Genomic DNA, 13,734 nt, shown 5'->3' on the forward strand with positions numbered 1-13,734 from the left:
GACCGAGTGATCCGAGTCGTCCGACGGGGCTAGGGGTTTCCCCTACGGGCAGGTTGGGGGTTCCGATGGAACCCTCCGCCTGCCCGTTCCGTTTACCGTGGAAGAACCACAGCCGTGGGACGCCGACGGAGCCGAGGAGCGACACACCATGGAAGCCACGATTGTCACGATCCTGGCGCTGCTCTTCCTCTCCTTCGTGGCGCTCGGGGTCTACGCCACGGTGAAGGTGGCCAAGGCGGCCAAGCGGGGCGTCGACCGGACCCTCGACCAGGCCAGGCGCACCGTCGAGGACACCACGCTGCGGGCCAAGAGCTTCGGACAGGTCGGCGTCGCCGCCGAGCTGGCGAAGCTGCGGCTCGCGCTGCGCTCCTCGATGCGCGCCACCCAGGACGCGCTCCAGGCGGGGGCCGTCGAGGACGCCTCGCTGCGGGAGTCGCTCGACCTCTTCGCCCGGCTCAGCGCGCACGGGCGCGAGCTGGACGAGGACCTCAAGCGGCTGGAGCGGGAGCCCGACAAGGCGTACGTGGCCGGGCAGCTGTCCGCCCTCACCGAGCGGACCGAGCGGATCACCGGCTCGGCCGACGCGCTGCGGCAGGCCGCCCACGACCGGGCCCGCCGGTTCGCCGAGGACGACCTGGAGACGCTGAGCGCCCAGATCGACGTGGAGACGGGCGCGCTGCGCCACTGGACCACCGTCGACCGGGAGCCGAACGGGACGGAGGCGTCGCAGGCGGCCTGGTACGAGTCGGCCCCCGGGACGCCGGGGCAGGCGCCTGCGCAGCCCCAGCCGCAGGCCGGGGAGACGCCGCAGGCGATCACGGCGCCCGACCCCCGGACGACCACGTACCCGTGGGAGAAGACGGCCCGGCCGGAGTCCGCGGGCTGACCCGCGGCGGACGCGGGACAGGCGGTCCGCGGTACTGCGGGAGCGGCCGCGACCGGGGCCGGGCTGCCGAGCGGCGGTCGCGGCGGGTAACCTCCCGCTCATGTCCCGGCATGTCGCGATCGTCACCGATTCAACGGCCTACCTGCCACCCCAGACGATGGAGCGGCACGCCATCACCGCGGTCCCGCTGACCGTCGTCATCGGCGACCGCGCCCTCCTGGAGGGCACCGAGATCTCGGCCAGATCGCTCGCCGAGGCGCTGCAGAAACGGCGGCCCGTCACGACCTCCCGGCCCAGCCCCGAGGTCTTCGCCGCCACCTACCGCGAGGCCGCGGAGGCGGGCGCTCGCGGGATCGTCTCGCTCCACCTCTCCGCCGAGGTCTCCGGCACCTACGACGCCGCCGTGCTCGCGGCGAAGGACGCGCCCGTCCCCGTACGGGTCGTCGACACCCGCATGATCGGCATGGCCCTCGGCTTCTGCGCGCTCGCGGCGGCGGAGGTCGTGGAGGGCGGGGGCTCGCTGGAGGAGGCGGTCGCGGCGGCCGAGAAGCGTGCCGGGGACACCTCCGCCTACTTCTACGTCGACACCCTGGACTACCTGCGCCGGGGCGGACGGATCGGGACGGCGCAGGCGCTGCTCGGCTCCGCCCTCGCGGTGAAGCCGCTCCTCGAACTCGACGGCGGCCGCATCGAGCTGCGGGAGAAGGTGCGGACCGCGTCCAAGGCGATCGCGCGGCTGGAGGAGCTGGCCGTCGAGCAGGCCGGCTCCGGGCCGGTCGACATCGCCGTCCACCACCTCTCCGCGCCGGAACGGGCCGACGCGCTGGCCGAACGCCTGCGGGCCCGCGTTCCCAGGATCGGGGAGCTGCACGTCAGCGAGGTCGGCGCGGTGATCGGCGCGCACACCGGACCGGGGCTGCTCGCGGTGGTCGTCTCCCCGCGCTGAGGCGGCCTCTTTCACCCTTGTGGGTGAGGGAGTTGTCCACAGGGTCGTCACTGTCCACGGAAGTCGGAGGGCGACGGCACGGGGCGGCGGCGGACCCTACCGTCGCAGGCATGGATCTTCGTACGGCTTCTTCGGTCTCCGTCTCTTCTTCGACCTCGTCCCGTGCCGGCAGGGGCGGGCCCGGGCCTCTGGGGCCTCGGCGGGGTGCGCCGCCCGGGAGGGCGCGGCGGCGGGCCCGGGTGCGCCGGGTACTGGCACCGCCAGGCCCGGCCGGGGGTGCGGTGGGCGCCGCACGGGAGCGGGGTGACGCGCTGTTTCCACCCCTGCCGGCACCACCCCTGCCGTCGCCGCCTCCGTCGTCGGTCGTGGAGACGGTCGTGGAGCCGGTGGTGGTCGAGGAGCCCGTGGGCGACGCCGTGGGGGAGCGGCGGTGGCGGGCGGCGGTGCGGGAGCGGCTGCCGCTGTGGGTGCAGACGCGGTGCGGGCTGGAGCCGAGGTCGCTGGCGGCGCTCGCCGTGGTCCTCGTGGTGGCGGCCTGCGCGGCGGGCGGATTCTTCTGGGCGGGGCGGCCGGAGCAGGTGCGGGCGCCGGAGCTCGTGAGGGTCGCGCCGGTGGCGGCCGCGCCCGCGTCGGCGACCGCGTCGGGGTCGGCGCCGGCCGTGTCTGGTGGCGGTGCGGGTTCCGGTGGGGGTACGGCCGCGGCGGAGGTCGTCGTCGACGTGGGAGGGAAGGTGCGCAGGCCGGGGGTGCTGACGCTGCCGGCCGGGTCGCGGGTCGCGGACGCGCTGCGCGCCGCGGGGGGTGTGCGGGCGGGGGCGGATCTGACGGGGCTGAATCGGGCCAGGGTCCTCTTCGACGGTGAGCAGGTGCTCGTCGGGGTGCCGGGGGCGCCGGCCGGTGGGAGTGCGGCACCGGGTGTGGGGCCGGGTGCGGGGGCGGGCGGGAGCGGGGCGCCGTTGAGCCTCAACACGGCGACGGCCGAGCAGTTCGACGGGCTGCCGGGCGTGGGGCCCGTGCTCGCGCGGCGGATCGTCGACCACCGGACGGAGCGCGGCGGTTTCCGCTCGGTCGAGGAGTTGCGCGAGGTCGACGGGATCGGCGAGCGGCGCTTCGCGGACCTTCAGCCCCTGGTGCGGCCATGACGCGGGATGGGGACGGGTGGAAGGAGGAGCCGGTCGATCTGCGGCTCGTCCCGCCGGCGTCGGCCGCGTGGGCGGCGGCCGCGGTCGCGTTGGGCGTGGCGGGCTGGTGGGCGGTGGCAGGTGTGGGGCTGTGCCTGGCCGGAGCGGCGGCGTCGCTGATCCCGGCGGTGGCGCGGTGGCTGACCAAGGGGCGGGATCCCGCCGTGGGGGTCGGTCGGGAAGAAGGGGGTGGGAGGGGTGCGTCGCCGGGGTGGCGGCTGCGGGCGACGGCGTGGGCGGGGGTGTTGCTGTGCGCCGCGGCGGGGGCCGCTTCGGCGGGGCTGCACGCGGCGGACCTGAGGCGGGGGCCGGTTCCGGTCCTGGCGGGGGAGTACGGGCGGGCCTGGGCGGAGGTGACGGTCACCTCGGATCCCCGGCTCACCCGGCCCCGGGTGAGCGGGCGGGCGATGGTGCCGGTGTCGGTGGTGATGGACGCCGAGGTGGTCCGGGTGGAGCGGACGGACGGGACGGTCGTGCGGACCCGTGCGCCGGTGCTGCTGATCGTGCCCCCGGGGGAGGGACGGGACGCCTGGCTGCGGCTGCTGCCGTCCACGCGGCTGCGGGTCGGCGCCGGCTTCACGCCGCCCAGGGAACCCGGGGACCCGTACGCGGCGGTGCTGAAGTCCAGGGCCGGGCCGCCGTGGGTCGTGGGGCCGCCGAGCGCGGTCCAGCGGACGGCCGGCGAGCTGCGGGCCGGGCTGCGCACGGCGACCGACGGGCTGGCGCCGGACGCGCGGGCGCTGCTCCCGGGCCTGGTCGTCGGGGACACCTCGCGGATCGGCTCCGATGTGCGGGACGCCTTCGAAGCCACGGACCTCACGCATTTGCTGGCGGTCTCGGGGAGCAATCTCTCGATCGTGCTGCTCCTGCTCGTCGGGCGTCCGGGGCGGGCGCGGCGGGTGGAGCGGGGCGGGCTGGCTCCCCGGATCGGGCTCTCGCTGCGCGGCACCGCGCTGGCGGGGGCGGGGCTGACGGTGGCGTTCGTGGTCGTGTGCCGGCCTGATCCGAGCGTGCTGCGTGCGGCGGCCTGCGGGCTGGTCGCGCTGCTCGCGATCGCCACCGGGCGCAGGAGGTCGCTGATCCCGGCGCTGGCCGCGGTGGTGCTGGTCCTGGTGCTGTACGACCCCTGGCTGGCGCGGAGTTACGGGTTCCTGCTGTCGGTGCTCGCGACCGGGGCGCTGCTGGTGGTGGCGCCGGGGTGGAGCGAGGCGCTGCGGCGGCGCGGGGTGCCGGGGCGGCTCGCGGAGGCGCTGGCCGCCGCGCTGGCGGCGCAGGCGGTGAGCGCGCCGGTCGTGGTGGTCTTCGCGGGCCGGACGAGCCTGGTGGCGATTCCGGCGAACCTCCTCGCGGAGCCGGCGGTGGCGCTCGCGACGGTGTTCGGCTTCGGGGCGCTCGCGGTGGCGCCGGTGTGGGCGATGGGGGCGGAGGTCCTGGCGTGGGTGGCGGGGTGGCCGGCCGGGTGGATCGCCCGGGTGGCGAGGACGGGCGCGGCGCTGCCGGGCGCGGAGCTGGCGTGGCCCGGTGGCTGGTGGGGAGGGGCGGCGCTCGCGCTCGTGACGGTCGCGGTGGTGGCCGGGGTGCGGCGGTTGCGGCACCGGACGTGGCCGGTGGTCGCTGTGGTCGTGCTGCTGATGCTCGTGGTGGCGCGGCCGGTGCCGCTGGTGCGCTGGGTCAGCGGCTGGCCGCCGCCGGGCTGGCTGTACGCGATGTGCCAGGTCGGACAGGGGGACGCCACGGTGCTCGCGGCCGGCGGGGGCGCGGGGGTGGTGGTGGACGCGGGGCCGGATCCGGTGGCGGTGGACCGCTGTCTGCGCGAGCTGGAGGTGAGACAGGTGCCGTTGCTGGTGCTGACGCACTTCCACGCCGACCATGTGGCCGGGCTTCCGGGGGTGTTGAAGGGGCGGAGGGTCGGGGCGATCCAGACCACGGGGCTCGAAGAGCCGCGGGGGCAGGCGGAGTTCGTACGGAGGGAGGCGCGTGCCGCCGGGGTGCCGGTGGTGCGGGCGGAGCCGGGGGAGCGGCGGCGGGTCGGGGCGCTGGAATGGCGGGTGCTGTGGCCGCCGGCCGGGCCGGCGCCGCCGGACGGCGGGCCGAACGACGCCAGTGTCACGCTGCTGGTCCGGGGGCCGGGCGGGGTGAGCGTGCTGCTGCTCGGCGATCTGGAGCCGCCGGCGCAGCGGGCCCTGTGGCGGGCGCATCCGGAGCTGGGGGCGGTGGACGTGCTGAAGGTCGCCCACCACGGGTCGGCGCACCAGGACCCGGGGCTGACCGGTGTGGTGCGGCCGCGCCTCGCGCTGGTGTCCGCCGGCAGGGACAACCCGTACGGGCATCCGTCGCCCCGGACACTGGCGGCGTTGCGGGCGGGCGGGGCGCGGGTGCTGCGGACGGACCGGGACGGGGCGATCGCGGTGGCGGGTGCGGGGAGGGGGCTGGTGGCGGTGGCGCGCGGCTGGTGACCCGCGAGGAAAGACCTGCTTGTAAAGACCTGCTTGTAAAGACATCCTTGTAAAGACATACTTGTAAAGAAGTCTTTCTATAGATAGCTTTACATCATGACGGAGAACAGCGCGTCGCACCCCGAGGGCGAGAAGCGGCACAGCATCGAGCTGACCGACCCGCGGGCGCTGCGGGCCTACGCCCACCCCCTGCGGATGACCCTGGTCGGGCAGCTGCGCCGGCACGGGCCGTTCACGGCCACCCGGGCCGCCGAGCTGACCGGCGAATCGGTGGCCAGCTGCTCGTACCACCTGCGGATACTCGCCAAGTACGGGCTCGTGGAGGAGGCGCCGGGCGGGCGCGGCAGGGAGAAGCCCTGGCGGGCCACCGCCCGGTACACCGAGTGGCCCGGCTACAGCGAGGACCCCTCGGTCGCGCAGGCGACCGACGAGCTCAACGTGGCCGTCGCCGAGCGCTACTTCGGACGGTTCGCCCAGGTCCTGGAGAACCGGACGGACGTCACGAAGGAGTGGCGGGAGGCCGAGCTGTTCGGGGACGCCCTGGTGTACCTCACCCCCGACGAGCTCCGAGGCCTCGGCGAGCGGATCGACGAGATGCTCCGCGCCTACCTCGACCGCGAGGACGACCCGGCCGTGCGGCCCGAGGGCGCGCGGGCCGTCAGCTTCCTGAAGATCGCCTATCTGGATCCCGACATCGACGACGACAAGGAGTGACGAGGATGGGCCTCACCGCACGGGTTCCGGCGCTGCTGCGCGAGCGGACCTTCCGGCTCTACTGGACGGGGCAGACCGTCTCGCTCGTCGGGGACCAGATCTCCCTGATGGCGCTGCCGCTCGCCGCCGTGCTCGTGCTCGGGGCCGACGCCGCCCAGATGGGCTGGCTCAAGACCCTCGAACTCCTCCCGGCCCTGCTGCTCAACCTCCCCTTCGGGGCCTGGGCCGACCGGCGGGCCAACCGCCGCCGGATCATGATCGCCACGGACCTGGGGCGGGCCGCGCTGCTGCTCACCCTGCCCGTCGCCTACGCCCTCGACCTGCTGACGCTCGGCCAGCTCTACCTCGTCGCCTTCGGGGTGGGCGCGCTGTCGGTGCTCTTCGAGGTCTGCAACTCCACGCTGTTCGCGTCCCTCGTCCCGACCGATCGCTATGTGCAGGCCAACTCGCTGGTGAACGGCAGCCGTTCGATGGCATGGCTGGCCGGGCCCAGCATCGGCGGCGTCCTCGTCCAGGTGCTGACCGCTCCCGTGGCGCTGCTCGCGGACGCCCTCACCTATCTGGTGTCGGCGGGATACCTCGCGAAGATACGGCCGACCGAGCCCGCCCCCGCGCCCGTGGCCAAGGGGCACTTCACGGAGGGGATGCGGTGGGTGCTGCGGGAGTCGTCGATGCGGGCGCTCTTCGCCGCCTCCGGCACCGTCCAGTTCTTCAACTACATGTTCCACACCCTCTTCGTGCTCTACGTGACCCAGGACCTCGGACTCGGCGCGGGCCTGCTCGGCCTGATCCTCGGCACCGGAGCGGTCGGCGGTCTGCTCGGGGCGATGTGGAGCGGGGCGGTCGTCCGTCGCCTCGGCATCGGCGGCTCCCTCGTCATCGGCTTCATCGGCTTCACCCTGCCGCTGGTCCTCATACCCGCGGCGGACGGACCGCTGCCGCTCGTCGTGGGCGTGCTGTTCGCCGCCGAGTTCCTGTCCTGCGTCGGCGTGATGATCGTCGACGTGGCCGCGGGCTCCTTCCAGATGGCGCTCATCCCGGAGACCATGCGCGCCAGGGTCATGGGGGCCTTCCGCACCCTCAACCACGGCTTCCGTCCCCTCGGGGCGCTCGCCGGAGGCGTGCTGGGCACCGCGCTCGGCCTCCGGCCCACCCTCTGGATCGCCACGGTGGGCGGCGTCTTCGCCGTCCTGTGGCTGCTGCCCTCGCCCCTGGCGCGCATGCGCGAACTGCCGACCCAGGAGCGGGAATCGGCCGCCGCCACCCCGTGACGGCGGTGAACCGGCAGACTGCCCCCATGACTGATCATGAAAAGTCCGGGGGGCTGCCGGACGCGGCCGTGGGGCGCTACCTGGAGCGCATCGGAGCCGCACGGCCGGAGCGGGCGGACGCCGGGGCGCTGCGGGAGCTGCACCTGAGGCATCTGCTGGCGGTGCCCTTCGAGAACCTCTCGATCCACCTCGGGGAGGAGATCGTCCTCGACGAGAAGGCGCTCGTCGACAAGGTGGCCGTGGCCCGGCGGGGCGGGTTCTGTTACGAGCTGAACACCGCGTTCGCCGCGCTGCTCCGGGCGCTCGGCTACCGGGCCGAGCTGCTCCAGGCGCGGGTCCTCGGGCCGGACGGGCGGGTGGGGATCCCGTACGACCACATGGCGCTGCTCGTGGAGGACGTGGACGGGCGGCGCTGGCTGGCCGACGTGGGCTTCGGGGACCACAGCCATCTGCCGCTCGCCTTCGACGAGCGCGGGGAGCAGGCCGACGCCTCCGGGGTCTTCGTGATCCGGGACGTCCCCGGGACGGACGGGGACCTCGACGTGGTGCGGGACGGGACGCCGCGGTACCGGCTGGAGCCGCGGCCACGGGTGCTCGCGGACTTCGAGGCCGGCGCCTGGTACCACCGGACCTCGCCCGCGTCGCACTTCACCCGCGGGGTGATCTGCTCGCTGCTCACTGAGGACGGCCGGGTCAGCATCGGCGGCCGGACGCTGTACCGGACCGTGGCGGGGGAGCGTACGGAGCGGGAGGTCGGGACGGACGAGGAGCTGCTGGAGGCGTACCGGGAGCTGTTCGGGATCGTGCTCGACAAGCTGCCGGCCGCGCCCGCGAAGAGGGGGGAGGGGGAGTGGAATCCATAATTCGGACTCGTCGGTAACAAGGTCGCGTTTGCCTCGAACGCCTCATCGGTGATCGAATGCGAACTCGTTGCATAGTGAACGAGTCGCACGGGGGTGCGTGAAGAATGTTCGGTGGCCTCTTCGGCAAGCGGGGGAGCGGTGGCGGCGGCCGGAGCGGCGCGCTCGCCGGGTACGCCGTACCGGCCTCGGCGGGAGTGCTGAGCTGCCGGGTCCTCGACCCCGTGCACGAGCCGCTGCGGCAGGCCGAGTTCGCGCTCACGGACGCGGCCGGCCGCAAGGTGCTGGGCGGCGAGACCGACCCGTACGGCACCCTCCTCGCCACCGTGCCGGCCGGGGAGTACCGGCTCGCCGTCACCTCCGACGGGTACACGCCGCACCACGCCACCGCCGTGATCGACCAGGGCGTCCACGCGGACCTCGGGGACGTCCTGCTCCAGGTCGCCCCGCAGCCGCCGCTGCCCGAGCCCGGCGACTGGGAGATCGACCCCGCGCACTCCCAGATCGGGTTCACCGCCCGGCACATCGGCCTTGCGCGGATCCATGGGCGGTTCAACAGCTTCGCCGGCGCGATACGGATCGCCGAGCGCATGGAGCAGTCGGCGATGCACGTCGTCATCGACGCGGCCTCGATCGACACCGGCGTGCAGATGCGCGACGACCACCTGCGCTCCGGGGACTTCCTGGACGTCGGCGTCCACCCGACCATCGAGTTCTTCAGCGAACGCTTCACCCACCGCGGCGGCTCCCGCTGGAGCGTCACGGGCGCGCTCAGCCTCCACGGCGTGAGCCGCACCGTCACGCTGGACACCCAGTACCTCGGGCTCGGCAGCGGCCTGGAGGGGGAGACCCGGGGCGCCTGCCGGGCCACCACCGAACTCCACCGCGAGGACTTCACCCTCACCTGGCAGACGCTGCTCGCGCGCGGGATCGCGGCGGTCGGCTCCAGCATCGCGATCGACCTGGACGTGCAGATCGTGCCGAAGGCGGCGGGCCCGGCGCGCTAGGCCCGGCGGGTTAGGCCCGGCCGGCCAGGTCGGGCGCGTACGCCGGGCGGGCCGGTCCAGGACCGGTCACGGGGCCTCCAGCCAGCCCTCGTACTCGGCGGCGAGGTCGTCCAGGGCCGTCGGGTCGAGGCGGCCGTCCGGGTCCTCGACGACCACCAGCCACTGCGCGTCCTCGGCGTCGTCCTCGCCGGCCAGCGCGTCGCGGACCAGCTGCGGTTCCTCGGCCACCCCGAAGCGGGCGGACAGCTCCTCGGTGAGCTCCTCGGCGGCGTCGCGGTCGGGGAGCACCAGTACGTGTCGTTCACTCACCCGGTCATTCTCGCGTGGGGCGCCGCCGGAGCCGTGGCGGGGTTCGCTGTCGGTGGGGCGTGGGATGCTGGAACGCGATGGCCACCAGAAAGACTTCCAGCGACGACCTCCTCGGCCCCGTCACGCTCGCCGTGGGCCAGGAGGACCTGCTCCTCGACCGTGCCGTCCGGGAGGTGGTGGCGGCCGCGCGGGCCGCCGACGCCGACACGGACGTACGGGACCTCACCCCCGACCAGCTCCAGCCGGGTGCCCTCGCCGAGCTCACCAGCCCCTCGCTCTTCGCCGAGCGGAAGGTGCTGGTCGTGCGGAACGCGCAGGACCTCTCGGCGGAGAGCGTCAAGGACGTGAAGGGGTACCTCGACGCGCCCGTCGAGGACATCACGCTCGTCCTGCTGCATGCGGGCGGAGCCAAGGGCAAGGGGCTCCTCGACGCGGCGCGCAAGGCGGGGGCGCGGGAGGTGGCCTGTCCCAAGACCACGAAGCCCGCGGAGCGGCTGACCTTCGTGCGGCAGGAGTTCCGGGCGCTCGGGCGGTCCGCCACGCCCGAGGCGTGCCAGGCGCTCGTCGACTCCATCGGCAGCGACCTGCGGGAGCTGGCCTCCGCGGTCGCGCAGCTGACGGCGGACGTCGACGGGACGATCGACGAGGCGGTCGTCGGGCGGTACTACACCGGGCGGGCCGAGGCCTCGTCCTTCAACGTCGCCGACCGGGCGGTGGAGGGGAGGGCGGCGGAGGCGCTGGAGGCGTTGCGCTGGTCGCTGTCGACCGGGGTCGCGCCCGTGCTCATCACGAGCGCGCTCGCGCAGGGGGTGCGGGCCATCGGCAAGCTCTCCTCGGCGCGGGGCGGGCGGCCCGCCGATCTCGCGCGCGAGCTGGGCATGCCGCCGTGGAAGATCGACCGGGTGCGGCAGCAGATGCGGGGCTGGACCCCGAACGGCGTCGCGATGGCCCTGCGGGCCGTGGCGGAGGCGGACGCGGGGGTGAAGGGCGGCGGCGACGACCCCGAGTACGCCCTGGAGAAGGCGGTCGTCGCAGTGGCCCGGGCCGCGAGGGCCCGCGGCGGCGCCTGACGCGCGCGCGGCGACGTGGGGCCTGCCTGGTGGCGCCCTGACCGGCCGGCCCACGCGGTGCGGACCTCGGCACGCGGCGCCTGACACGCGCTGCGGTGCGGGGCCTGCTGCGCGGGCCGGGGGCTGGACCCGCCGGGTTTCGGCGCCGTGGTCGTGGCGTGACGCCTTGAAGCCCCCCACCCCACCCCTTCCCGAAACCCCGCCGGGGGCAGAACCGGCAACCCCGGGGCCACGCCCCGGCCCACGCCTGGCTGCGCCTCGTATCTCCAGCGCTGCGCTCTAGGCTCCGCCTGTCCGCCTGTCCGCCTGTCCGCCTGTCCGCCTGTCCGCCTGTCCGCCTGTCCGCCTGTCCGTCGGGCGGACGTCTCCCCCGGAGGGGACGCGCTCCCGCTCGCCTTGGCCGTGGCCTGTCCCGGGCCCGCTCGCCCCCCGGAAGGGACACCTCACCCCAGCCGCCCCCACCCCCACCCCTGCCCCCACCACGCCAAAAGGCCCCCCACCCTCCTGGGGAAGGAGGGTGCGGGGCCTTTTGGGTGGTGCTGGGGTGTCCCGTACACGCGTGGCGAACGCGTCTCGCGTACGGGGCGGGTGGCCGGGCGGGAGCGGTAGAGAGGGTCCGCTGGGTCCCGGCGGCCGGTGGAGCCTGGATCAGGAGATCCGTTCTCAGCCCTGGAGGGAGGCGACCTTGACAGCCAGCGCCGACTTCTTGTTGGCGGCGGCGTTCTTGTGGATGACACCCTTCGAGACAGCCTTGTCGAGCTGACGCGAGGCGGCACGGGCGGCCACGGTGGCCTTCTCGAGGTCGCCGGCGGCGACAGCCTCACGGGCCTTGCGGATCGCGGTCTTGAGCGACGACTTGACGGCCTTGTTGCGCAGGCGCGCCTTCTCGTTGGTCTTGTTCCGCTTGATCTGGGACTTGATGTTCGCCACTGAAAGAGCCTTTACAGGTTCGATGTTTCTTCAGGATGTGCCGCGCAGCTGAGAGGGCACACGAGACACAGCTGTCCACGGTATCAGGCGCCCTCCCGGCCGCCCAAACGAGGGCCGGGAGCGGGTGTGGAACGCCCGAACCGGACGGCCGGCCGTGGGGCATGGGACGATGGGGGCTACGTATCCGTTCCGAACACCGCCCCGAGACGAGAACCCTGCGTGCCCGCGACTCCTACCAACGTGCCCGAGCCGAGCCGTACCGACCCGGCTCTGATCCGCAACTTCTGCATCATCGCGCACATCGACCACGGCAAGTCCACGCTCGCCGACCGGATGCTCCAGCTGACCGGTGTGGTCGACCAGCGGCAGATGCGCGCCCAGTACCTCGACCGGATGGACATCGAGCGTGAGCGCGGCATCACGATCAAGTCCCAGGCGGTCCGGCTGCCCTGGGCTCCGACCGAGGGGCCGGAGCAGGGGCGTACGCACATCCTCAACATGATCGACACCCCCGGGCACGTCGACTTCACCTACGAGGTGTCGCGATCGCTGGCCGCCTGTGAGGGCACGATCCTGCTGGTCGACGCGGCCCAGGGCATCGAGGCGCAGACCCTCGCGAACCTCTACCTCGCGATGGAGAACGACCTCACCATCGTTCCCGTGCTCAACAAGATCGACCTGCCGGCCGCCCAGCCGGAGAAGTTCGCCGACGAGCTGGCCAACCTCATCGGCTGCCAGCCGGAGGACGTCCTGAAGGTCTCCGCGAAGACCGGCATGGGCGTCGAGGCGCTGCTCGACCGGGTCGTCCAGGACATCCCGGCGCCGGTCGGCGTCGCCGACGCGCCCGCCCGCGCGATGATCTTCGACTCGGTGTACGACTCGTACCGGGGCGTCGTCACGTACGTCCGTGTCATCGACGGGCAGCTCAACAAGCGCGAGCGCATCAGGATGATGTCGACCGGCGCCACCCACGAGCTCCTGGAGATCGGCGTCTCCTCCCCGGAGATGACGCCGTCCGACGGTCTCGGCGTCGGCGAGGTGGGCTACCTCATCACCGGTGTGAAGGACGTCCGCCAGTCCAAGGTCGGTGACACGATCACCTCCCTGCACAACGGCGCCACCGAGGCCCTCGGCGGCTACAAGGACCCGAAGCCGATGGTCTTCTCGGGTCTCTACCCGCTGGACGGCTCCGAGTACCCGGACCTCCGCGAGGCCCTCGACAAGCTGCAGCTCAACGACGCCGCGCTGGTCTACGAGCCGGAGACCTCCGCCGCGCTCGGCTTCGGCTTCCGCGTCGGCTTCCTCGGCCTCCTGCACCTCGACGTGATCCGTGAGCGGCTGGAGCGCGAGTTCGGGCTCGACCTCATCGCCACCGCGCCCAACGTGGTCTACCGCGTGGTCATGGAGGACGGCAGCGAGCACACGGTCACCAACCCGAGCGAGTTCCCCGAGGGCAAGATCGACGACGTGTACGAGCCCGTCGTGCGCGCCACGATCCTCGCGCCCAGCGAGTTCATCGGCGCGATCATGGAGCTCTGCCAGACCCGTCGCGGCACGCTGATCGGCATGGACTACCTCTCCGAGGACCGGGTGGAGATCCGCTACACCCTGCCCCTCGCCGAGATCGTCTTCGACTTCTTCGACCAGCTGAAGTCCAAGACCCGCGGCTACGCCTCCCTCGACTACGAGCCCACCGGCGAGCAGGCCTCCAGCCTGGTCAAGGTCGACATCCTGCTGCACGGCGACAAGGTCGACGCCTTCTCCGCCGTCACCCACAAGGACGCCGCGTACGCGTACGGCGTGCGGCTCGTCGCCAAGCTGCGCGAGCTCATCCCCCGGCAGGCCTTCGAGGTGCCGATCCAGGCGGCCATCGGCTCCCGGGTCATCGCCCGCGAGACCATCCGCGCCATCCGCAAGGACGTCCTCGCCAAGTGCTACGGCGGTGACATCTCCCGTAAGCGGAAGCTGCTGGAGAAGCAGAAGGAAGGCAAGAAGCGCATGAAGATGGTCGGCTCGGTGGAGGTGCCCCAGGAGGCCTTCATCGCCGTCCTGTCGAGCGACGAATCCGGCGGTAAGTCGAAGAAGTAGCAGGATTCGGCCACCC

At 73.5% G+C, this 13,734-nt stretch carries 12 protein-coding genes; 10 read left to right on the plus strand and 2 right to left on the minus strand.

Annotated features, from left to right (window positions below; genetic code table 11):
* The first annotated feature begins 148 nt into the window (after positions 1–148).
* The 8 genes from ABZ621_RS19750 to ABZ621_RS19785 all read left to right on the plus strand — a co-directional run bounded on the left by ABZ621_RS19750 (position 149) and on the right by ABZ621_RS19785 (position 9,321).
* On the plus strand, positions 149–886 hold the full coding sequence (locus ABZ621_RS19750; RefSeq protein ID WP_360606156.1) for a hypothetical protein: 738 nt from the start codon (positions 149–151) through the stop codon (positions 884–886).
* A 100-nt stretch (positions 887–986) separates the two neighbouring features.
* Complete coding sequence (locus ABZ621_RS19755) at positions 987–1,832, plus strand: DegV family protein (protein WP_360606158.1); 846 nt, start codon at positions 987–989, stop codon at positions 1,830–1,832.
* 110 nt (positions 1,833–1,942) lie between these two features.
* The gene (locus ABZ621_RS19760) at positions 1,943–2,974 is read left to right on the plus strand and encodes a ComEA family DNA-binding protein (RefSeq protein WP_360606160.1); all 1,032 of its coding nucleotides are present in this window, start codon (positions 1,943–1,945) and stop codon (positions 2,972–2,974) included.
* Complete coding sequence (locus ABZ621_RS19765) at positions 2,971–5,469, plus strand: ComEC/Rec2 family competence protein (protein ID WP_360606162.1); 2,499 nt, start codon at positions 2,971–2,973, stop codon at positions 5,467–5,469. The genes ABZ621_RS19760 and ABZ621_RS19765 overlap by 4 nt, the downstream gene beginning before the upstream one ends.
* A 96-nt stretch (positions 5,470–5,565) precedes the next feature.
* On the plus strand, positions 5,566–6,183 hold the full coding sequence (locus tag ABZ621_RS19770; RefSeq protein WP_360606164.1) for a helix-turn-helix domain-containing protein: 618 nt from the start codon (positions 5,566–5,568) through the stop codon (positions 6,181–6,183).
* Positions 6,184–6,188: 5 nt separating this feature from the next.
* The gene (locus ABZ621_RS19775; RefSeq protein WP_360606166.1) at positions 6,189–7,454 is read left to right on the plus strand and encodes an MFS transporter; all 1,266 of its coding nucleotides are present in this window, start codon (positions 6,189–6,191) and stop codon (positions 7,452–7,454) included.
* 26 nt (positions 7,455–7,480) lie between these two features.
* On the plus strand, positions 7,481–8,317 hold the full coding sequence (locus tag ABZ621_RS19780) for an arylamine N-acetyltransferase (protein WP_360606168.1): 837 nt from the start codon (positions 7,481–7,483) through the stop codon (positions 8,315–8,317).
* A 104-nt stretch (positions 8,318–8,421) separates the two neighbouring features.
* Positions 8,422–9,321, plus strand: coding sequence for a YceI family protein (locus tag ABZ621_RS19785; RefSeq protein WP_360606170.1), 900 nt, complete (start codon positions 8,422–8,424; stop codon positions 9,319–9,321).
* A 66-nt stretch (positions 9,322–9,387) separates the two neighbouring features.
* Here the strand turns inward: ABZ621_RS19785 and ABZ621_RS19790 are convergent, their stop codons facing one another.
* Positions 9,388–9,630, minus strand: coding sequence for a hypothetical protein (locus tag ABZ621_RS19790; protein WP_360606172.1), 243 nt, complete (start codon positions 9,628–9,630; stop codon positions 9,388–9,390).
* Between the two features lie 77 nt (positions 9,631–9,707).
* Between ABZ621_RS19790 and holA the strand changes: the two genes are divergently transcribed.
* Entirely contained in the window at positions 9,708–10,700 is a 993-nt protein-coding gene (holA, locus tag ABZ621_RS19795) for a DNA polymerase III subunit delta (RefSeq protein WP_360606174.1), read from the plus strand.
* A gap of 663 nt (positions 10,701–11,363) precedes the next feature.
* Here holA and rpsT read toward each other — a convergent pair.
* Positions 11,364–11,630, minus strand: coding sequence for a 30S ribosomal protein S20 (gene rpsT, locus ABZ621_RS19800; protein WP_043221497.1), 267 nt, complete (start codon positions 11,628–11,630; stop codon positions 11,364–11,366).
* Positions 11,631–11,849: 219 nt separating this feature from the next.
* On the opposite strand from rpsT, the gene lepA reads away from it, so the two are divergent.
* Complete coding sequence (gene lepA, locus ABZ621_RS19805) at positions 11,850–13,718, plus strand: translation elongation factor 4 (protein WP_360606176.1); 1,869 nt, start codon at positions 11,850–11,852, stop codon at positions 13,716–13,718.
* The last annotated feature ends 16 nt before the right edge of the window (positions 13,719–13,734 follow it).

This window comes from Streptomyces sp. NPDC007863 (genome assembly GCF_040633895.1).
GTDB lineage: Bacteria > Actinomycetota > Actinomycetes > Streptomycetales > Streptomycetaceae > Streptomyces.